The organism is Deltaproteobacteria bacterium (assembly GCA_020848905.1).
GTDB lineage: Bacteria > Myxococcota_A > Polyangia.
Map to the genome: position 1 here is coordinate 214,137 of JADLHG010000004.1, position 19,578 is coordinate 233,714.

The 19,578-nt window shown below is 71.7% G+C and carries 16 protein-coding genes; 13 read left to right on the plus strand and 3 right to left on the minus strand.

Features of this window, described 5'->3' with window-relative positions:
- Positions 1–161: 161 nt before the first annotated feature.
- From mutL to IT371_01685, 4 genes are read left to right on the plus strand one after another with little or no spacing between them, the layout of a single operon-like run.
- Positions 162–1,934, plus strand: coding sequence for a DNA mismatch repair endonuclease MutL (gene mutL, locus IT371_01670; protein ID MCC6746335.1), 1,773 nt, complete (start codon positions 162–164; stop codon positions 1,932–1,934).
- A complete protein-coding gene (miaA, locus tag IT371_01675) occupies positions 1,931–2,890 on the plus strand; it encodes a tRNA (adenosine(37)-N6)-dimethylallyltransferase MiaA (GenBank protein ID MCC6746336.1) in 960 nt (319 codons plus the stop codon). Before mutL ends, miaA begins: the two co-directional genes overlap by 4 nt.
- Positions 2,865–3,821 (plus strand): acetyl-CoA carboxylase carboxyltransferase subunit alpha, encoded by a 957-nt coding sequence (locus tag IT371_01680; protein MCC6746337.1) that lies wholly within the window; start codon positions 2,865–2,867, stop codon positions 3,819–3,821. Before miaA ends, IT371_01680 begins: the two co-directional genes overlap by 26 nt.
- Positions 3,822–3,825: 4 nt before the next feature.
- Positions 3,826–6,027, plus strand: coding sequence for a rhomboid family intramembrane serine protease (locus IT371_01685; protein MCC6746338.1), 2,202 nt, complete (start codon positions 3,826–3,828; stop codon positions 6,025–6,027).
- Here the strand turns inward: IT371_01685 and IT371_01690 are convergent.
- Both IT371_01690 and IT371_01695 read right to left on the minus strand, forming a co-directional pair.
- Entirely contained in the window at positions 5,997–7,160 is a 1,164-nt protein-coding gene (locus IT371_01690) for a hypothetical protein (GenBank protein MCC6746339.1), read from the minus strand. The genes IT371_01685 and IT371_01690 overlap by 31 nt on opposite strands.
- 6 nt (positions 7,161–7,166) lie before the next feature.
- Positions 7,167–8,321: a hypothetical protein gene (locus IT371_01695; GenBank protein ID MCC6746340.1), complete on the minus strand. Its 1,155-nt coding sequence runs from the start codon at positions 8,319–8,321 to the stop codon at positions 7,167–7,169.
- Between the two features lie 176 nt (positions 8,322–8,497).
- On the opposite strand from IT371_01695, the gene IT371_01700 reads away from it, so the two are divergent.
- Complete coding sequence (locus IT371_01700) at positions 8,498–9,373, plus strand: hypothetical protein (GenBank protein ID MCC6746341.1); 876 nt, start codon at positions 8,498–8,500, stop codon at positions 9,371–9,373.
- On the opposite strand, the gene IT371_01705 is transcribed toward IT371_01700, so the two are convergent.
- Entirely contained in the window at positions 9,333–9,581 is a 249-nt protein-coding gene (locus IT371_01705) for an acyl carrier protein (protein ID MCC6746342.1), read from the minus strand. The genes IT371_01700 and IT371_01705 overlap by 41 nt on opposite strands.
- Positions 9,582–9,756: 175 nt before the next feature.
- On the opposite strand from IT371_01705, the gene IT371_01710 reads away from it, so the two are divergent.
- From IT371_01710 to IT371_01745, 8 genes are all read left to right on the plus strand, one after another.
- Positions 9,757–10,716 carry a hypothetical protein gene (locus IT371_01710; protein ID MCC6746343.1) on the plus strand — a complete coding sequence of 320 codons (960 nt, stop codon included), beginning with the start codon at positions 9,757–9,759 and terminating at the stop codon, positions 10,714–10,716.
- Between the two features lie 106 nt (positions 10,717–10,822).
- On the plus strand, positions 10,823–12,991 hold the full coding sequence (locus IT371_01715; protein MCC6746344.1) for a zinc-ribbon domain-containing protein: 2,169 nt from the start codon (positions 10,823–10,825) through the stop codon (positions 12,989–12,991).
- 122 nt (positions 12,992–13,113) lie between these two features.
- Positions 13,114–13,713 (plus strand): hypothetical protein, encoded by a 600-nt coding sequence (locus IT371_01720; GenBank protein ID MCC6746345.1) that lies wholly within the window; start codon positions 13,114–13,116, stop codon positions 13,711–13,713.
- Between the two features lie 173 nt (positions 13,714–13,886).
- Positions 13,887–14,984, plus strand: a complete 1,098-nt coding sequence (pdhA, locus tag IT371_01725) for a pyruvate dehydrogenase (acetyl-transferring) E1 component subunit alpha (GenBank protein ID MCC6746346.1) — start codon at positions 13,887–13,889, stop codon at positions 14,982–14,984.
- On the plus strand, positions 14,977–15,957 hold the full coding sequence (locus tag IT371_01730) for an alpha-ketoacid dehydrogenase subunit beta (protein ID MCC6746347.1): 981 nt from the start codon (positions 14,977–14,979) through the stop codon (positions 15,955–15,957). Before pdhA ends, IT371_01730 begins: the two co-directional genes overlap by 8 nt.
- Before the next feature lie 32 nt (positions 15,958–15,989).
- Entirely contained in the window at positions 15,990–17,411 is a 1,422-nt protein-coding gene (locus tag IT371_01735) for a 2-oxo acid dehydrogenase subunit E2 (GenBank protein ID MCC6746348.1), read from the plus strand.
- A 54-nt stretch (positions 17,412–17,465) separates the two neighbouring features.
- The gene (gene lpdA, locus IT371_01740) at positions 17,466–18,881 is read left to right on the plus strand and encodes a dihydrolipoyl dehydrogenase (protein MCC6746349.1); all 1,416 of its coding nucleotides are present in this window, start codon (positions 17,466–17,468) and stop codon (positions 18,879–18,881) included.
- 6 nt (positions 18,882–18,887) lie between these two features.
- Positions 18,888–19,562, plus strand: coding sequence for a hypothetical protein (locus IT371_01745; GenBank protein MCC6746350.1), 675 nt, complete (start codon positions 18,888–18,890; stop codon positions 19,560–19,562).
- Positions 19,563–19,578: the final 16 nt, after the last annotated feature.

Below are 19,578 nucleotides of genomic sequence, written 5' to 3' on the forward strand. Positions count from 1 at the left end.
GGAGCGGAGGGCGGAGGCGGAGCTGACTTGGCCACCATGGCGAGGACGTTAGGAGATGGTCCGGGGGAAGTCAAAGGCGGAGGCGCGGCGGGCGCGGCGGGTGCGGCGTGACAGTGGCGAACGACCGTGGTACCGAACGAGTCTCGACGAAGAGGAGGGACGTGGAGGCGAGGTCTTCGCGCATCGTGCGGCTTCACGCGGACGTCGTGGAACAGATCGCCGCGGGGGAGGTGGTGGACCGCCCGGCCGCCGTGGTGAAGGAGCTCGTCGAGAATGCGGTGGATGCGGGGGCGCGCCGCATCGAGGTCGAGCTCCATGGGGGGGGGCAGAGCCTCATTCGTGTGACCGACGACGGCTGTGGGATGAGCGCCGCGGAGCTCGAGCTTTCCGTCGAGCGCCACGCGACGAGCAAGCTGCGCCGCCTCTCGGACCTGCAGGAGCTGCGAACGCTCGGGTTCCGGGGCGAGGGACTCTCGTCGGTCGCCGCGGTATCGAGGCTCACGCTGGTCAGCCGGCAGGCGGGGAGCGAGGCGGGAAGCCGGTTGCAGGTGGAGGGCGGTCGCCTCATGGAGACGGGGCCCGCGGGGTGCGCGATCGGCACCCGCGTGGAGGTTCGCGAGCTCTTCTTCAACACCCCGGCGCGACGGAAGTTCCTCAAGAGCTCGACCACCGAGGTGGCGCTCGTCGGCGAGCTCCTCGGAAGCCTGGCCTGCGCCGCGCCCGGGGTGCGTTTCGGCTGGCGACCCGAGGGGCGGGCGGGGTTCGATCTGCCCGGCAGCGAGAGCCGGCTCGAGCGCGCCCAGGCGCTCCTTGGGCAACGCGGGGGGCGTCTGCGCGGCGGGGTCGTCGAGGAGCAGGGGCTTCGGGTCGAGGTCTGCCTCTCGGCGGCCACGCAGAGCCTCGGCTCGCCACGGGGACTGATGCTTCTCGTGAACGGGCGACCGGTGCGGGACCGCCCCCTGCTTCAGGCGGTCCTCGCGGGCTACGGGGAGCTCCTGCCGCGAGGACGGTATCCCGTCGGGGTGGTCCACGTGGACGTTCCGCCCGAGCTCGTGGACGTGAACGTGCACCCGCAGAAGTTCGAGGTGCGCTTCGCGGACGCGGCGGCCGTGTATCGGCTGATCCGTCGCTGTGCGCTCGAGCTCGTGAGCGGCGCGCCGTCGAGGGCCGAGGAACCGCCGGCGCGGGTCTACCGACTGACCGACGAGGGCGCGGCTGCCGCGGAGCGCGGGGACGCGCGGCGCCTCGCGGCGGCGGCGCGTTTCTGGTCGGCGCAGCGTCGACCTCCCGGCGTGGCCGAAGGCCTCGAGAAGCAGGTGGGGCGCGAGGTCTGGGCTGGCCTGCGGGTCATCGGGCGCGCCGGCACTCGGCTGCTCGTGTGCGAAGCGGGAGGCGAGCTGGTGCTCCTGGATCTGCGGCGGCTGCGCGGCGTGCTGTTCGAGGCGCAGTTGAAGGAAGAGCTCGCCCGGCCGACCTCTCCGGGGCGGGCCCTCGATCCGCCACGCAGCCTGACTCTCGACGAGGGGCAAGGGGCTCTCCTCCGGCGTCGCGTGGCGCTGCTCGAGCGGCTGGGGTTTGCGCTCGAGCCGTTCGGAGGGGAGGGGTGGGTGCTGCGAGCGGTGCCGCGCCCGCTGGCCGAGCTCGACCCCGAGCGGATCTTCGAGGTGGCGCTCGAGGAGCTGGCCCGCCTCGGGGAGCGGCCGACCGGCCTCGCCGACGGCCCCGAGAGGCTGTGCGCGCTTCTCGCCCGGCGCGCCGCTCGCCTGGAGACGCGGCTCCCGACGCCGCACGATCTGCTCGCCGAGCTGCGAGAGATGGGCCTCTCGTTCGAGGAGCTGGCCGCGGAGCTTCACGCCGCGCGCGCGCACGGGGCCCGCGACCTTCCGGGAGTGCGGCTGCGGTTGGAGGCGCTGTTCGAGGAGGACGAGGGGTGAGGCTCCTCGTGATCGTGGGACCGACGGCCGCGGGGAAGAGCGCGCTCGCGCTGCGGGCGGCGCGCGAGCTCGGCGGCGAGGTGGTGAGCGCCGACTCGATGCAGGTGTACCGCGGGTTCGACATCGGCACGGCGAAGCCGACCCCGGAGGAGCGCGCGGGGGTCCCACATCACCTGCTCGACCTGGCCGACCCCTCGGAGGTCTTCTCGGCGGCGCGTTTCGTGGAGGCGGCGGACCGCGCCATCGCCGAGGTGATCGCGCGTGGACGCCGGCCGGTGGTAGTGGGCGGGTCGGGCCTCTACGTCCGGGCGCTCCTCAGAGGCCTCTTCGAGGCGCCGCCGGCCGACCCCGAGCGTCGCGCTGCGCACGCCGAGCTGCGCCGTCGAGAGGGCCCCGGAGCTCTGCACGCGGCGCTGTCGCGGGTGGACCCCGAGACGGCGGCGGCGTTGAACGTGAACGACCACGTACGTGTCTCCCGCGCGCTCGAGGTGTTCGAACAGACGGGACAGCCGGTGTCGGCCCTGCGAAGAGCTCACGGCTTCAAGGCCCAGCGCTACGCGCACGTCACCGTGGGGCTCGATCCTGGCCGAGAAGCGCTCGCCGCCCGCATCGACGAACGCGTCGACGGCATGCTCGAGCGAGGCTGGCTCGACGAGGTCGTGCGACTCTGCGCCGAAGGTCACGGCGAGAGCCACGCGATGGGGGCCCTTGGATACCGACAGCTTCGGGCGCACCTCGTGGGGAGACTTGACTTGTCCGAGGCGGTGCGCCAGACAAGGCGGGAGACCAAACGCTTCGCCCGCCGACAGCGGGCCTGGTTTGCGGCCGAGACCGCCGTGGTCTGGCAGCCGGATGCGGCGGCGGTCTCCCTGCCGGGGCTAGCCGCGGCCCTCGACGAAGCGACGGAAGAGGCGGAAGAGGAGCACCGTGGTGGAAGGCCCGGCCCTGGAGTTTGAGCGACCGATCCTGGACCTCGAACGCAAGATCGAAGAGCTCAAGCAGCTTCTCGGCGGCGACGAGACGCTCTCCGACGAGATCGATCGGCTGGAAGCCAAGGCGACGTCGCTGCGCGAGGAGACCTTCGCCACGCTGACGCCATGGCAAGTGGTGCAGCTCAGCCGCCATCCGGCCCGACCGTACACCGTCGACTACCTGGACCGCCTCGTGACGGGCTTCGTGGAGCTCCACGGCGATCGGCTCTACGCTGACGACCCGGCCATCGTGGGAGGTCTGGGCTACTTCGACCGCCGGCCGATCCTGGTCCTCGGACATCAGAAGGGACGCAACACGAAGGAGAACTTGCGCCGGAACTTCGGTATGCCGCGCCCCGAGGGCTACCGCAAGGCCAAGCGTTTGATGGAGCTGGCGGCGCGCTTCTCGGTGCCGGTGCTCACGCTCATCGACACGCCTGGGGCCTACCCCGGGATCGACGCCGAGGAGCGTGGCCAGGCCGAGGCCATCGCGCACAACCTGGAGGTGATGGCCGGGCTGCCGGTGCCGATCATCTGCGTGGTGATCGGCGAAGGGGGCTCCGGCGGGGCGCTCGCGCTCGGGGTCGCGGACCGCATCCTGATGCTCCAGTATTCGGTCTACTCGGTGATCTCGCCCGAGGGGTGCGCTTCGATCCTCTGGAAGGACGGCTCGCGCGCGGAGGAGGCGGCTCGCGTGATGCAGCTCCGGGCCGAGGAGATCTGCGCGCTCAAGGTGGCGGACGAGGTGATCCCCGAGCCCCCGGGCGGCGCGCACCGGAGTCCGGATCAGGCGGCGCAGAACCTCGGGGCCGTGGTGCAAAGACACCTGGCCGAGCTTCGGGGGCTCTCCCCGGAGGTGCTGCTCGAGCGGCGCTACCAGAAGTTCCGGCACATGGGTGTCTTTCTGGAGCGTTGACGGGTTGGATCCTCTCGAGCGTTCTCTCCTTCTCATCCTGGCGGCCACGACCGCCCTGGCGTTGCTCGTGACCGTCAAGCGACGCGGGCGGACGGGCCTGCCGTTCGCGGCCCTCCTCGTCGGCGAGCTCGGCTTGCTCACGCTCTCCATCTCGCGGGGCGAGGCCTCGCCGTTCTGGGTCTACGCCGCGCTCGCGGGTTTCGCCTGGCTCTTGCTCCTTCCCGCGCTGCTCCTCGGACTCTCGCGGCGCCTCCTACGAACGGGTCGGGTCCGGGCGGCGTTCTTGCTGCAGCGGGTCCGGGCGGTGATGCAGCCGGGGACCGGGCAGGGGGTGGAGCAGCAGCTCCTCTCCAGCTTGACGCTCGTCCGAGAGGGGCGGCTCTCCGAGGCCGTGTCGGAGACCCAGGCCGAGCTGGCGCGCGCGACCGACGAAACCGTACGCCTCGTGCTCGTGGAGCGGCTCCTCGTGCTCTACCTCTACGATCGGCGCTTCGGCGAGGTGGTGGCGCAGTTCGAGCGCCACGGCGGAATGCCGCTCGCAGAGGCTGCGCCGGGGATCGCGACGACCATGGTGCGCGCCTACGCCGAGCTCGGAGAGCTCGAGCTCGCGGCCCATTGCCAGTGGGTGGTCGAGCGCCATCCGGCGGCCGTGGAGGGGAGCGCGGCGGAGGTCGTGAACGGCGCGCGGCTCTGCCTGCTCGCGCACCTCGGCCGGGTGGAAGAGGTCTCGAAGCTGCTGGACCCCGCTTCGGGCTTCATGCCCGAGCTCTCAGAGGCGCGACGCATGCTCTGGTTGGGCGTGGCGCTGGCGCGGTCGGGAGGCGCCGAAGAGGCCACGGCGCTATGGAGAACGGTCGTCGAGGTGGGCGCCGACGGCGAGGCGGTCGAGGCCGCGCGCCGGCGCCTCGAAAGCCCACCTCCCTCGCTGGCGCCGCCCGAGGACGAAGGGGTCGAGGAGCTGGTGCGGATCGTCACCGAGCGCGCTGGGGCGCACCATCGCGTGCCGCGCAACGCGAAGAGGGTGTGGCGGGCCGCGCCGGTCACGACGGCGCTGCTCGTGGTGCTCGCGGCGATCCACGTCGGTGTAGAGCTCCAGGGGAGCGCGGAGCGCGCGTGGGTGCTGTGGCGCTTCGGGGCGAACTTTCGCCTGGCGGCCTTCCACGGCGAGCCCTGGCGTCTGCTGGCCAGCATGTTTCTGCACGGCGGCCTCCTCCACCTCGCCTTCAACCTCTACGCCCTGTACCTGCTCGGGCGGTTGGTGGAGCAGCTCTACGGCTCGCTCCGGTTCTGGACGATTTACATGGGCGCGGGGCTCGCGGGGGCCCTCGCGAGCGCGGTCTACGGGGGGGACGAGCGCCTCTCGGTGGGGGCCTCGGGGGCCATCTTCGGCTTGCTCGGAGCGGCGCTGGTCGGCGTGCGCCGCCTGCGGGGACAGGTCCCCGAGGCGTGGCGCAAGGAGCTGACCATGAACCTGCTCATCTCCGTCGGCCTGCAGCTCTACATCGGTTTCACGGTGCCCATGATCGACAACGCGGCGCACGTGGGGGGACTCGTCGGCGGTGGGGCGGTGGCGCTCCTCCTGGCGCTGCCGAAGGTGGCGACTCTTCCGGCGGCGCGACAGGCGCTGATCCTGCTTGCCGTGATCTGGGGCGGCGCGACGGCCGCGAGCGCGGTGATGGTCTCGGTGACGGGACCGGCGCAGACTCTCGCGCGGCTCCCCGGCAGAAACCTCGTCGGAAGCGGCGTCGTGGCGCGTATCCCGCGGCACTGGGTCGAGCTCCGCGGGCAGGCGGGGACGATGGTGCAGGACCCGCTCCTCGAGGACATCTACCCGACCTGGCAGATGCTCGCGCCGGAGGGGCTGAGTGAGCCGGGCACGCCGCTCGCGGAGGTGGTCAGGGAATACCTGGCGGCCCTGCGGCGGGCGGAGACGCGGTCGAACCCCGGCGCCGCGGCCGGCCCGGAGCCGCACCAGCGCGCGCTGCACCCGGACCTCATCGAGGTCGAACGGCGCGTGGTCGTGGATGGCCAGCCCGCGGTCGAGCTGATCTACTTCCGCCGTCAGACCGACCTGCTCCTCGTGGGGCGCTCGCGTCTCCCCCCGGCCCGGCTCGCGACCTACCGCGCGCTCCTCGAGCGGGTGGGCCGGAGCCTCTCGCTCGCCGAGCGCGGCGGTCAGCGCAGCGTCCAGCCGCCGGGCACGTAGAGGTCGACGGGGCCCCAGGCGCGCACGCCGGTCGAGGTGACGGCATAGAGCCGGTAGTAGCCGGCGGGGACCTCCGCGAAGCTGAAGTCGCTTTCGGGAGCCACCCAGCCGAGCCGCAGCCCGTCGAGGTAGAGCCAGGCCGCGAACGGCGAGAGGTTCCGCACACGAAGTGGACCTCCGGGCGCGCCGGCGCGCAGGGGCGACAGCTCCTTGCCCCGTAGTCGCTGCATGCCGGCCCGCCGCGGCTTGAGGGGGCGCATGGCCGTCTCGTAGCCCGGCCGCTCCCGGCTGAACCGTCGCAGCGGCACCTTGACCCAGCTCGCCTCGCGCACGCGCGTGCGGTAGGTCGGGGCTCGTCCGGGGCGGGCGGTCGCGTTCTCGACGGTGAGCTGCCACCCGAGCGGCTCGCCGACCCCTTGCGCGAGCGTGTCCAGCACGGGGAGGCCTTCGAAGTCCTGCAGCAGCGGAAGCGCGAGGTGGAGGAGCGGCGCTGCCGACGGCGTGGGGCCGCGCCCTGCAGCGTCGCGTCCCTCGAGGCGCAGAGCGAGGCGCACGGACCAGGACCCCGCGTGGCGCCCCGGTGGGCGGTACTTCAGCGGGAGGTCGACGCGGATCGGCGTGGAGAGCGCGGCCCGCGCGGGGAACGCGTCGGCCTGCTCCTCGGCGGGCGGCTCGAGCTGGAGCTCGCTGCGGGCGGAGGCCTCGCTGCCGTCCAGCAGATCGGGGAGTCGTTCGCGGGAGAGGGTCTGGGTGACGTTGCCGGGTGCGAAGACGGTCAGGTCGTCGGCGTCGTCGGCCAGGAGGAGCTCGAGGGGGCCCGCCGGATGATCCTCGGGCAGGCGAACCAGCATCCGCTCCCCGAGCGCCAGGACCTCGGTGGTCGCCACCTGCCGCGCGCCGAGGCGTGCGAGCTGTTCCTTCTGGGGGCCGGTGAGGCGGGCGAAGCCGCCGATGCCGGATACCTCGAGCGTCGTGTCGAGCAGGTACCGACGGGCGGTGACGGAGCGGCCCGTCGTGTAGCGTTCGTCGGTGGCGTCCGAGGCCGACGTCACGGAGCGCCCGGGCAGGTCCTCCACCGGCAAGGTGCAGGCGCCGAGGAGCCCCGCGAGCAGCAGAAGGGGTTTCGTCGACATCTCGCCTCAGCGACCCAGGCCGTAGAGCTCGAGCTGCTTTCCCCCTCGGCCGAACCCCTTCAGCTTGCGCAGGTAGGAGAAGTGCTTGGGACCGATGGCCCAGCTGAAGCGGCGTTTCTCCGTGAGCACCTGTCCGACGGGCACGGCTTTGGGGCCCGGATCCAGGCGGTAGAGGTCCATGCGCTCGAGGTCGGCCTTCTGGCGCTTCACGGCGTCGGGATTCACCGGGTCGATGGTGAGTGAGAAGAAAAGCGCCTTGCCCTCCCAGGACTCCTTCTGCTCGAGAGACTTGGGTTCGTAGAGGCGCCAGGCGACGGGGGGCGAGACTGCTGCGGACGTGTTCTCGCGGTCCACCACGTGCAGCGTCTTCAGGTCCTCGCTCACGTGCAGGAAGCGGTGCTGGCCCGGATGATCGCCTCGGAGGTTGGCGGCCTTCGTCCACGCCAGCAGGTCCGAGGACGCGTCGCTCGAGACGACCTTCTGCGCGAGCAGGTCGAAGCGCACCACCCGGTCCGGCAGCCGAACGTCCTTCTTGCGGTCGTACGAGCCCTTCTCCAGCCCCACGAGCGAGAGGTGCCCCGCCTCCCAGTAGAGCAGGCGCATGGGGGGTTTGCGCACCGTCTGGTCGGCCTGGAGACTCAGCCGGGCCGTTCGCAGCTTCTTCAGGTCGGCGGTGTCGTACACGGCCACGGAGACCGTCGCGTCGCCCTGCGCCCCGGTCTTCGTCGCGACGAGGGAGAGCACCGGTCGGCCGTCGAGGGCAGCGAGCTCGAGCGTGTCCGCGGGTCCCACCTCGCGCACCAGCTTGGCGTCCTCGACGGCGAAGAGCATCGCGCCGTGGGCCCCCTTGTGGCTGTCCATCCAGCCGAAGAGGAGCCGCGTGCCGTCGGGGGAGAATTCGAGGAGCTTGGGCACGCGCGTCGGGTCCTTGACGACAATCTTGGCGCGCGGCTTGAGGGTCCGGAGGTCCAGCACCAGCAGGTGGAGGAACTTGGCCGCGTCGGTGTGGATGTACGCAAGGAGCTCTCCGTTCGCCGAGAAGGCCGTGGGGTCGTCCACGAAGCCCTGCTCTGGCGCGAAGCTCCAGAGCTTCGAGCTCGGAGCCGCGGAGACGGGTCCCGTGACGAGCAGGGCGAGGGCGAGGAACACCCGGTGGCGCATGGCCGGTTCCTTTCGTTGGGGCCGCGTGCGTCTCGTTGCGGCGGCGGTCGAGGCGGAGCATCGGCAACGTTGTGTCGGCTGTCAACGGCAGTGCCCGCAGTGCCGGAGGCGGCCGGGGGCGTGGTGCCCGCAGGTTGCCTTTGACGCCGTGGACCGCAGCCTCGCACAATGGGGCGGTGAACCGTCAACGCGCCACGCGGGTGCAGCTCGGCCGAGGCCGGAAGATCGGCGGCGGCCTCGCGCTCGTCGTCGCGGGTCTCGCGGCCTGCGGAGGCGACGTTGCACCGCCGTCTTCGGGCGGGTCGCGATGGGTCCGGGCGGCGCGGTCCATCGACGGCGGAACGCGGACCGACGGCGGAGCGCGGAGCGACGCGAGTACCGACGCCGGGGCCGCAAGCTGCGGGGTAGTCCCCGCCGAGGGGTGCTGTCTCGGGAACGTGCTCTACTATTGCGCGACCGCCGGGCTGCGGCGACTCGACTGCCGCGCTCGTCCGGCGTGCGGGTGGCGCACGCACGGCTACGATTGCGACACGGGCGGTGGCGCCGACCCGACGGGGACCTTCGGGCGGGAGTGCCGTTTCGGGGACGGAGGCGTCCCGGGGGCCCCCGACGCGGGTAGCTCGGGCGACGGGGGCGGCTGCCGCGGAGTGCCCCTGGAGGGCTGCTGCGCCCAGGAGGCGCTCTACTACTGCGACGAGGGGCGGCTGGTCCGCGTCTCCTGCTTTTTGAACCGTCGCTGCGGCTGGCGCGGCACCGGCCAATACTACGAGTGCGGGACCACCGGGGAGCCGGACCCGTCGGGACGCTATCCGAAGGCCTGTCCCGGGCCGGGCTGGGATGCGGCTGCCGCGGTGCCGGACGGTGGCGTCAGCCCCCGGCGCGACGCGGGTGCGGAGACCTCGCCCGGAGGGGGCGATGGAGGGAGCGGTGGCGGAGCGGGCTGCGCGTGCGAAGTGCCGACGGGAGGGACGACGGAGGGGCTCACGCCGCTCTGGGCGCTCGCCTGGTGGCTCAGGCGTCGCTCTTGCGCGCCACGAAGGCGGCGAGGCTAGCCACGGTCGCGAAGTTCTCCGGCACGAGCTCGCTGTCCTCGACCTTCACCCCGAAGTCCTGCTCGAGGAAGGAGACCAGTTCGAGCACCCCGGTCGAATCGATGACGCCGTTCTCGAACAGATGGTAGTCGGCGGTCAGTTGGCCTACATCGCCCGAGTACATGAAGTTCTCGACGATGTACTGCCGGAGCCTCTGTTCGATGTCCATCTTCTAATCGTCTACGGAAACCCAGGGGTGTTGTCAATCTTGTGTCCCTCGCCCGAGCGGCAAAAATGATGTAAATCACGACCAGATCGGCGATGGCGCGCGAGGCGGTGCGCCCGCCGAGGGACAGCCCACCGGGGCTGTGCTATGGTCCGCGCCCGCCGGAGGCTTCATCCAGATGGCCCAGCTCATCGACACGCTGCTGCTCCTAGCGCTCCCGGCCTCGGGGAAATCCGAGGTGCGCCGCTACCTGGCCGGTCTGACCGAGAGGCAGTGTCGGGACGAGTTCCACATCGCGCCGACCGCCCAGCTCGACGACTTCCCCTACGTCCACTTCATGCGGCGGATCGACGAGGAGCTTGTGGCGCTCGGGCAGCCGCGGATCTTCTTCTGGGCCGACGACCGTCCCTTCCAGGACGGCATCGAGTGGGGGACCCTGATCGCGCTCATCAACGAGGACTATCGTCGTCTGCACGGTGGCGCGATGCGTCCCGGCCACGGGGCGACCTGGCTTCTGGAGCGTCTGGAGGCCGCGCGGGTGAGCGTCGGGGGACAGCCGAAGCTGAGCCGGCTCGAGGCGGGGGTGCGGGCCGAGCTCGCGAAGCGACTCGAAGGCGAGGCCGCGGACGTCGTGCGCCACACCCAGCCGGAGGTCCTCGCGCCGGGAGCGGAGCGCACGGTGGTCATCGAGTTCGCGCGAGGCGGCGCGGATGGCTCGTCGCTCCCGCTCGTGCCGCCGTACGGCTACGGCTATTCGCTGTCGGTGCTCTCCGAGGAGATTCTCTCCCGCTCCGCGGCGCTCTACATCTGGGTCACGCCCGAGGAGTCCCGCCGCAAAAACGCCGCGCGCACGGATCCGAACGACCCCGGGTCGATCCTGCACCATGGGGTGCCGATCGAGGTCATGCTGAACGAGTACGGCTGCGACGACATGGAGTACCTGCTCTCGCGGGCGTCGAAGCCGGGCACCGTGGAGGTAAAGAAGGGGGACCGCGTCTTCCACATTCCGCTGGCGCGGTTCGACAACCGCGTGGACAAGACGAGCTTCGTGCGCGAGCCCCGCGAGCAGTGGCCCGAGCCGGCGGTGCGGGCGCTCCACGAGGGGCTGAAAGAGGCGCTCGGCCGCCTCGTGAAATAGACGGCAGAGGGGTTAACGCCCGGCGCCCTGGAGCGAGGAATTCGCGGGGTTCCGGGCCGGGCGGCGGGAGCGAACAGCTCCACCAGCATGGCGAGGAAGGCGCAAGATGGCCACCGAAGGCGCGGGCTCCGTGAAGGTTCAATGCACGAGCTGCGGTGCCCGGTATAGCCTCCCCGGCGAGCGCGTGCGCGGCAGGCTTCTGCGCATCCGCTGCAAGACCTGTCAGAACCTGTTCGAGGTTCGGGTTACCGAGGGGAGCACGGCCGGGGCTGCGGTAGCCCGGGGGCGCAAGGGCTGGTACGTCGCGGTGGGGGGCGAGCGCAAGGGTCCCTTCACCGCGCAAGAGGTGCGCGACCGGTTCGCGCGCGGGGAGGTCCAGCTTACCACCTACGCCTGGCATCCGAGCCTGACGCAGTGGGAGCGGCTCCGTCGCATCGAGGAGTTCAGCGACCTCGCGGGCGGGACGATCGCCGAGCCGCCGAGGGCCTCGCGTCCGAGCGGCTCGCTCCCCCGGATCGACGAGCCGGCACCGGCTCCTGCACCAGCGCCAGCCGAGGCGCTGCCCGACACCGACGCCGCCACGGCCATTCTTCAGCCCGACGAGAACCGGCGGGAGGAGGCCGTCAAGCTGGAGGGCGGGTGGCCCGCGGGGATCGATACCGGCTGGGCCGACCCGGCCGAGGGCGTCGCCCAGGCCAGCGCGGATGACGATGCCTCCGAGGACGAGCCCGCTCGGGACGAGGTGCGACCGGCAGCCGACGCGGGAGGTACGGGGGTCCCGACGGCGGTCTCGCCGAACTGGTATCCGGGAGCCGCAGTCTTCTCCGAGCCGGGGGTGCGCGACGAGGTCGTGGCGCAAGGGCGGCCGGGGGGGCTGTTCGGGGACGCGCTCGACGTGGGGATGGACAAGGCCACGATCGAGGAGTCGGTGCCCGCAGCCCTGGCTGCCGAGCGTGCGGCGAGCGAACCGCAAGCTGCGCGGAGGCGCGACCCCTCGCGTGGCGGACCGCGCGCTGCGGTGGCCGAGGAGCGGCCCCCGTCCTCGGGTGCGACGCGTGGTGACCCCTCGCGTGGTGACCCCTCGCGTGGCGACCCCTCGCGTGGTGACCCCTCGCGTGGTGACCCCTCGCGTGGCGACCCCTCGCGCGACAAGCTGCTGAAGGGCGAGCGCAACGAGAGCTCGGTGCTCTTCTCGCTGCCGCACCTGGCCAACATGTACAAGAAGCCGGCGGCGGCGCCGAAGAAGGAGGCCGAGGAGATCCCGTCGGCCATCGACGCCGTGGCCCGCGAGGGGGAGGTCGCTCGTGCGAGCGCGCTGGCTGCGGCGGGGGAGGAGGCTCCCGCGTCCGCGAAGGCTCTCGCTGCGCCGCCCCCCGTGCTGGTCGGCCCCGCAGCGGGACGTGGACTCGGCGAGGGGTGGGGACGGCTCGTCGGCGTGGCCTTCGGCGGCGCGATGCTGGGGGCCGGGGGCCTGGTGCTCGCGATCTATCTGATGCAGCCGCGGGCGCTGCAGGTGCTGCTCGGGCGGGCCGACGGCGCGTCGGGTTCCGTGGAGGTCCGATCGGGAGGCCCCACCGTGCCTCCGCGCGACCCGGGGACCGGGGCCGCGGGTACGGCTGCCCCCTCGCGCGCGGCCGACGCGGGGGCGAGCGCCTCGGCTCCCGACGCGGGCCGTCCCGCTTCGGAGGCAGTTCGCCCTGCCGTCGTGGTCGTGGACGCAGCCCCAGCCGATCTCGCCCGCGGGCCGGATCGCGCGCTTGCCGCGGTGCCCGCGAAGGGGGGCGCGCGACCGAGCGGCCGCAGCACGATTCAGAAGGAGGATTCGCAAACGCGGCTCCAGCGTCTGCTCAAGAAGGCGAGCGAGGCGGCGGAGAAGGGGGGCGGAGTAGCCGACGGAGAGAGCGCCGAGACGCCTCCCGCCGCGAAACCGTCGCTGGCCGCGGGGGAGGGGGACGCGGCCGGGACCGCGGAGGCTAAGGCTCCTCGCCCGGGAGAGCTCGCGCGAACCCTCTCTCGCGCGCAGATCGCGACCGGGATGGCCAAGGCGGAGAAGGCGGTCAAGCGCTGCCACGAGAAGCACAAGCAGCCGGGCCAGGTGATCTTGAAGGTCACCATCTCGGGGTCGACGGGACGCATCGTGCAGGGGGAGGTCCTCGGCGACCTGGCCGGTACGGAGGCCGGGGGGTGCGTCCTCGAGGCGGCCAAGGAGGCCGCGCGCTTCCCGCGCTTCGCGAACCCCACCGTCACGCTGCGCTATCCCTACGTCCTCCGGTGAAGAAGTTGCCCGCTTGTCCCGCCTCGCCGTACGGTCGGTGTTGACACGCTGCGGGGTGAAAGGCTAAAGGCCTGGGTTCCACGGGCGATCGCTGTCCGCCGCTGACTTCCAAGGAGGAAAGGATGCTCACCGCTCTCCGCTCTCAATCGGTTTCTCCGTCCACGAAGCGCTCTGCCCGTCGGATGCGCACCGGGCTGCTCGGCGCCGCGGCGCTCGCTTCCCTGCTGGCGCTCGTTCCGACTCGCGCGGAGGCCATTCCGCCCGCGCTCCAGGCGGGCACGCGCCCGATGTGGGGCTTCTTCGGCATGGGCGGGGCCATCGGAATGACCTCCTTCTCGGGCAGCCAGTTTCGGCTCTCCGAGGAGTTCGGGTACCACTTCTCCGGCAAGTCCGACGGCCCGGCGATCGGCGGTATCTTGGCCGAGTCGTTTGGATCGGGTTTCTTCGGCTTTCAGGTGGGCCCCAAGTTCACCTGGGACTTCCAGATCGTGCGGGACCTCGGGGTCTACCTCGCTCCGACGGCCCACATTGCGTTCGCGCTCGCTGGTGCCGGGGGCTCGGCCGCTGCGGGCTTCAACTTCGGGTTCGGCTTCGAGGGCAAGCTGGTGATCATGAATCGCGGGATCGTGTTCTTCCGGCCCTTCGAGCTGGACTTCTTCGCGGGCGACTTCCCGTTCCAGGCGCGCTACAACCTCTCCTTCGGCGGCGGCGTGATCTTCTAGTTCGGCGACCGGTCACGACCACGTCGGTTTCCGCCCTCCGCACCGTAGCCCGTCCCCCTCCACGCTCGTACTCTGTGTCCGACGGGCAGCGCCGCGTCGAGCCCGTTGACCTTTTGCCGCCCGGAAGCTAAACCGGCAGCGCGGGGGAGAGACCCCTCGCCGAGGACGAATGCATGCCGCTCAAGGATGCTGCACGCTTTGCCGTCTCGCACCTGCAGGTGCTGGACGAGCAGGGGAGGGTGGACGAGAAGCTCGACCCGAAGCTCCCCGACGCCGACCTCGTGAAGCTCTACGAGGCCATGACGCTGGCTCGCGAGGCGGACCAGCGCATGCTCAAGCTCCAGCGCCAGGGGCGGATGGGCACCTTCCCCCTCTCCACCGGGCAAGAAGCCGCCGTGTGCGGCGTGGCCTTCGCCATGCGCGAGCAGGACTGGTTCGTGCCGTCCTACCGCGAGCTCGGGGCGATGCTGATGCGGGGGTACCCGCTCCTGCAGTACATGCGCTACTGGAACGGCTACGAGGAGGGGAACACCCTCCCCGAGAAGGGGCGAAACCTGCCCATCGCCGCCATCGTCGGCTCGCAGGCCCTCCACGCGGTCGGCGTGGCCTACGCGACGAGGCTCCGCCGCGAGCCGGCCGCCGTCGTGACCTACTTCGGGGACGGCGCGAGCTCCGAGGGGGACGTGCTCGAGGCCATGAACTTCGCGGGGGTGTGGCAGGCGCCGGTGGTCTTCGTCTGCATGAACAACCAGTGGGCCATCTCCCTGCCGCGCGAGGCGCAGACGCGGGCCGAGACGATCGCGCAGAAGGCCATCGCCTTCGGCTTCGAGGGGATCCAGGTGGACGGCAACGACGTGCTGGCCGTCTACAAGGCCACGAACGCGGCGCTCGAGCGGGCGCGGGCGGGTGGCGGCCCGACGCTGATCGAGGCGATCACCTATCGCCTGATGATGCACACCACGGCGGACGACCCGAAGCGCTACCGCCCCGAGGACGAGGTAGCCGAGGAGTGGAAGAAAGACCCGCTCGCGCGGCTGAAGACCTTGCTCGAGCGGCGCGGGATCTGGAACGACGACCTGCAGGGTGGTCTCGAGGCCAAGGCGCGGCGTGCGGTGGAAGAGGCGGTGGCGGCCCTGGAGGAGCCCTACCCGATCAAGCCCGACGCGGCCTTCGACCACGTCTTCGCGCAGCCGACGGACGACCTCGAGGCGCAGCGCGCCGAGTTTCTGGCCGAGGTGCATCGCGCGGCGGGGGAGGCCTCCCATGGCTAAGATGACCATGGTCCAGGCCATCAACCTGGCGCTGCTGCAGGAGATGGAGCGCGATCCGTCGGTGCTGGTGCTCGGCCAGGACGTCGGCCGCAATGAAGGCGTCTTCCGCGTCACCGCCGGGCTCTATCAGAAGTTCGGCGCGGAGCGCGTCATCGACACGCCGCTCGCCGAGTCGGGGATCGTGGGGACGGCGATCGGCATGGCGCTCGCGGGCCTGCGCCCGGTGGCGGAGATGCAGTTCGACGGCTTTGCCTTCCTGGCCATGGGGCAGCTCGAGGGGAACGCCGCGCGCTATCGGAACCGCACGCAGGGCCAGTTCACCGTGCCGATGGTGGTGCGCATGCCCTACGGCGGCGGCGTGCGGGCCCTCGAGCACCACTCGGAGAGCCGCGAGCAGACCTTCGCCACGGTGCCCGGGCTGAAGGTCGTGATCCCGTCGGGGCCGCGCAACGCCCGCGCGCTGCTCGTGGCCGCGATCCGGGATCCCGACCCGGTGATCTTCATGGAGCCGAAGCACTCCTACCGGGCCTTCCGCGAGGAGGTCCCCGAGGTCGAGGAGGTGCTGGAGCTCGGGCGGGCGCAGGTCGTGCGCGCCGGCACGCAGCTCACGGTGGTCGGCTGGGGCGCGATGATGCCTCCGGTCTTGAAGGCCGTCGACGAGGTCGAGCAGAGCCGCGGAGTCAGCGTCGAGGTCATCGACCTGCTCACCATCTCGCCGCTCGACGCGCGGACGATCGTCGCGTCGGTGAAGAAGACCGGCCGGTGCGTGGTCGTGCAGGAGGCGCCCCGCTCCTTCGGTGTCTCGTCGGAGATCGTGGCCCGGATCAACGACGAGGCGTTCCTGTCGCTCGAGGCGCCCGTCGGTCGGGTGACCCACTACGATGTGATTACCCCGTACTTTCAGCGCGAGCTGCTCTACATGCCCAGCGCCGGCCGCATTCGCCGCGCGCTCGAGGCGACGCTCGACTTCTAGAAGCGCTCTCGCTGGCTGCTCAGGAGGATCCGGTGTTCGAATTCAAGCTTCCAGACCTCGGCGAAGGCGTGCACGAAGGAGAGATCCTCCACTGGTACGTTTCCGAGGGAGACCAGATCAAGGCCGACGATCCGCTGGTGGAGGTCGAGACCGACAAGGCGGCCGTGACGATCCCCTCCCCCAAGGGGGGCAAGGTTCTCCGCCGGACCGGGCAGGTCGGTGAGACGATCTCCGTCGGTGCGGTGCTAGTGGTCATCGAGGACAACGGGACGAGCGCGGCCTCGGCCACGCGCGCACCGGTGCCGCAGGTCACGGCCGCACCCCCCGCCGCGGCCCCCGCGCAACCTGCCGCGCAACCTGCCGCGCAGCCGAAGCCTGCCCCCGCCGTGCGGGCTACGCCCGTCGCCGTCGCGCCCGCGCCGCGTCCGGCCCCGGCAGCCGCCGCCCCGAGCCCACCGGCTCCCGCGCCGCTCCGCGAGGGGCCGATCCCCGCGGCCCCGGCCACGCGCCGCCTCGCACGCGAGCTGGGGGTGGAGCTCCGGAGCGTGCCGGCGAGCGGCCCCGGCGGACGCGTGACCTCCGAGGACGTGCAGCGCTTCGCCGAGCTGTCGGGGACCCTCCCCGCGGCGGGCGAGACGCGCCCCACCGCAGCCGCGGCACCCGCGGCCGAGGCTCCGATGGTGACGGGCGGCGGCGCGGGGGGGATCCCGTTCCTCGAGGTGGAGCCGCTGCCGGACTTCACGCAGTGGGGCGAAGTGGAGCGCGAGCCGATGCGCTCGATCCGCCGCAAGGTGGCCCACAAGATGGTCACCTCGATGATCCTCGTGCCGCACGTGGCGCACATGGACGAGGCCGACGTGACCGAGCTCGACGCCTTCCGTCGGCGCGAACGCACCCGGCGCGAGGGACAGCCCGGCGCGCGTCTCACCTTCTTGCCCTTCGTCTTCAAGGCGGTCATCTCGCAGCTTCGGGCCTTCCCGAAGTTCAACGCGAGCGTGGATCCCTTCACGCAGGAGATCGTCTACAAGCGCTACTACAACCTGGGCTTCGCCGCGGACACCGAGAAGGGGCTCGTGGTCCCCGTGCTCCATCGCGCCGATCAGAAGAGCATCCTCAGGATCTCGGCCGAGCTCGCCGACCTGTCGGAGCGCGCGCGCGCCGGCAAGCTGGAGGTGGGCGAGCTCCGCGGTGGCACGTTCACCGTCACGAACGTCGGGAGTCTGGGCGGGACGGGCATGATCCCGACGATCAACTACCCCGAGGTGGCGATTCTCGGCATGGGGATGGCGCAGGACAAGCCGGTGGCGCGCGACGGACAGGTGGTGATCCGGAAGATGCTGCCGCTGACCCTGGCCTTCGACCATCGCATCATCGACGGGGCGGACGCCGCGCGCTTCGTGACCGCGGTGGTCAGGCAGCTTTCGGATCCCAGCGCGCTCCTGGTCGAGGGGTAGGCGCGGTTCTGGCCAGCATCCTTTAGGTCGGCGAGCTCAGCGGAGGACAAAGAGATGGTCATGGGCAGCTTGCGCCAGCAGACGGACGTGGTGGTGGTGGGAGGGGGACCCGGCGGCTACGTCGCTGCGATCCGGGCCGCGGACCTCGGGCGGGAGGTGCTGCTCGTCGAGCAGCGCCCGCGTCTCGGGGGCGTCTGCCTGATCGAGGGGTGCATCCCATCCAAGGCGCTGATCACCGCGGTGGAGCTGGCGGCGGCGGCGCGCGAGGGGAAGAAGATGGGGATCCACGTCGAGGGGGTGCGCATCGACCTCGCGGGTCTCCGCTCCTTCACCGAGTCGGTCGTGGACGGGCTCACGAAGGGGATCGACGGGCTGCTCAAGAAGCGCGGCATCGAGGTGGTACACGGGCACGCGCGCCTGGAGGGCCCGAACGCGCTCTCCATCGAGGGCTCGGAGGTGGCGGGGATCGACTTCCGCCACTGCATCCTGGCCACGGGCTCGCGCGTGGCTCCCTTTCCCCCCGCGCGCGACCTGCCGGTCTGGACCTCCACCACCGCCCTGACCCTGCCCGAGGTGCCCGAGCGGCTCCTCGTCGTGGGGGGCGGCTACATCGGCCTCGAGCTCGGCTTCGTCTACGCGGGTCTCGGTGCGAAGGTGACCGTGGTGGAGCTCTTGCCCGACCTCCTGAGCGGTGCCGACCACGATCTGGTGAACGTGGTGGCTCGCAGCGCGCGCCGCAAGTTCCAGGCCGTGCTCCTGCAGACCAAGGTCGTGGGGATGGAGCGGGGCGCGGGGGGCTTCGTGGTGGGCTTCGAGCACGAGGGGCAGACCCGCCAGGAGGAGTTCGATCAGGTGCTGGTGGCCGTGGGGCGCAAGCCCAATACCGACGACCTGGGCCTGGAGAAGGCGGGGCTGAAGGCGGGGCCGGGGGGCCTCATCGAGGTCACCGAGGAGCTCCGCACCGCGGTGCCGCACATCTTCGCCATCGGCGACATCGTGGCGGGCCCCGGGCTCGCTCACAAGGCCAGCCGCGAGGGGAAGGTGGCCGCCGAGGTCATCGCCGGGCGGCCGGCCGCCTTCGACAACGTCTCCATCCCGGCGGTGGTCTTCACCGATCCGGAGGTGGCCTGGACGGGGCTCACGGAACGCGAGGCGGTGGCGCGCGGCATTCCGATCAAGGTGGGGCGCTTCCCGCTCACGGCCCTCGGCCGGGCCCGCACCATGGGGCGCACCGACGGTCTGGCGAAGGTGATCTCGGACCCCGACTCGGGGCTGGTCCTCGGGGTCGGGCTCGTCGGGCCGCACGCCTCGGAGCTGATCGCCGAGGGGACGCTGGCGCTCGAGATGGGGGCGACCCTCGAGGACCTCACGGCCACGATCCACCCCCACCCGACGCTCTCCGAGCTGATCATGGAGGCGGCCGAGGTGGCCGAGGGGATGCCCGTGCACGTCCTGCCCGACAAGAAGTAGCGCCGCGTGGACGGCATCGGCGAGTACGCCTTCGACGACGAGCTCCTCGCGGCGGTGCAGGGCGGGGCGCCCGCGCAGCTCAAGATCTACACGCTGGACCAGACCGTGGTGGTGCTCGGGCGCGGCAGCCGACCCGAGCTGGAGCTGGACCTCGCGGCCTGTCGCGCCGACGGGATCCCGGTGCTCCGCCGACGCGGCGGCGGCTGTTCGGTGGTCGTGGACCCGGGCAACGCGATCGTCTCCACCGTGCTGCCGCTCGAGGGCTACGGGAGCAGCGCCACCTACATGCGCTCTCTCTCCGCGTGGCTCATGGACGGGCTCCGGCGGCTCGGGCTAGGTGAAGTCGGGTGCGCCGGCGTCTCGGACCTCGTCCTCGGGGACCGGAAGATCTCGGGCGCCTGTATCTACCGGGCGCGCGGGCTGCTCTACTACTCGGCCACGCTGCTCGTGAACCCCGAGCCGAGCCTGCTCGGACGGTACCTGCGCCACCCGCCGCGGGAGCCGGGCTATCGGGCCGGCCGCGGCCACGCCGAGTTCGTAGGGCGCATCGCGCTGCCGGGTCTGGAGAGCGCGCCGGCCCTGGTGCACGCGCTCCGCGGGACCCTCGCCGTCCCCTCGGTGTCGGAGCTTGCGGGCGAGGGCGAAAAAAAGGCGTGCGCGCGAGGCCCGGGGCTTGCTTGAGCCGGCTGATAGTGCT

Coding starts and splice junctions, on each gene's coding strand:
- lpdA (MCC6746349.1), top strand. CDS start 17,466: ATGGTCATGGGCAGCTTGCGCCAGCAGACGGACGTGGTGGTGGTGGGA.
- IT371_01715 (MCC6746344.1), top strand. CDS start 10,823: ATGGCCACCGAAGGCGCGGGCTCCGTGAAGGTTCAATGCACGAGCTGC.
- IT371_01720 (MCC6746345.1), top strand. CDS start 13,114: ATGCTCACCGCTCTCCGCTCTCAATCGGTTTCTCCGTCCACGAAGCGC.
- IT371_01690 (MCC6746339.1), bottom strand. CDS start 7,160: ATGTCGACGAAACCCCTTCTGCTGCTCGCGGGGCTCCTCGGCGCCTGC.
- IT371_01710 (MCC6746343.1), top strand. CDS start 9,757: ATGGCCCAGCTCATCGACACGCTGCTGCTCCTAGCGCTCCCGGCCTCG.
- IT371_01705 (MCC6746342.1), bottom strand. CDS start 9,581: ATGGACATCGAACAGAGGCTCCGGCAGTACATCGTCGAGAACTTCATG.
- IT371_01730 (MCC6746347.1), top strand. CDS start 14,977: ATGGCTAAGATGACCATGGTCCAGGCCATCAACCTGGCGCTGCTGCAG.
- pdhA (MCC6746346.1), top strand. CDS start 13,887: ATGCCGCTCAAGGATGCTGCACGCTTTGCCGTCTCGCACCTGCAGGTG.
- IT371_01695 (MCC6746340.1), bottom strand. CDS start 8,321: ATGCGCCACCGGGTGTTCCTCGCCCTCGCCCTGCTCGTCACGGGACCC.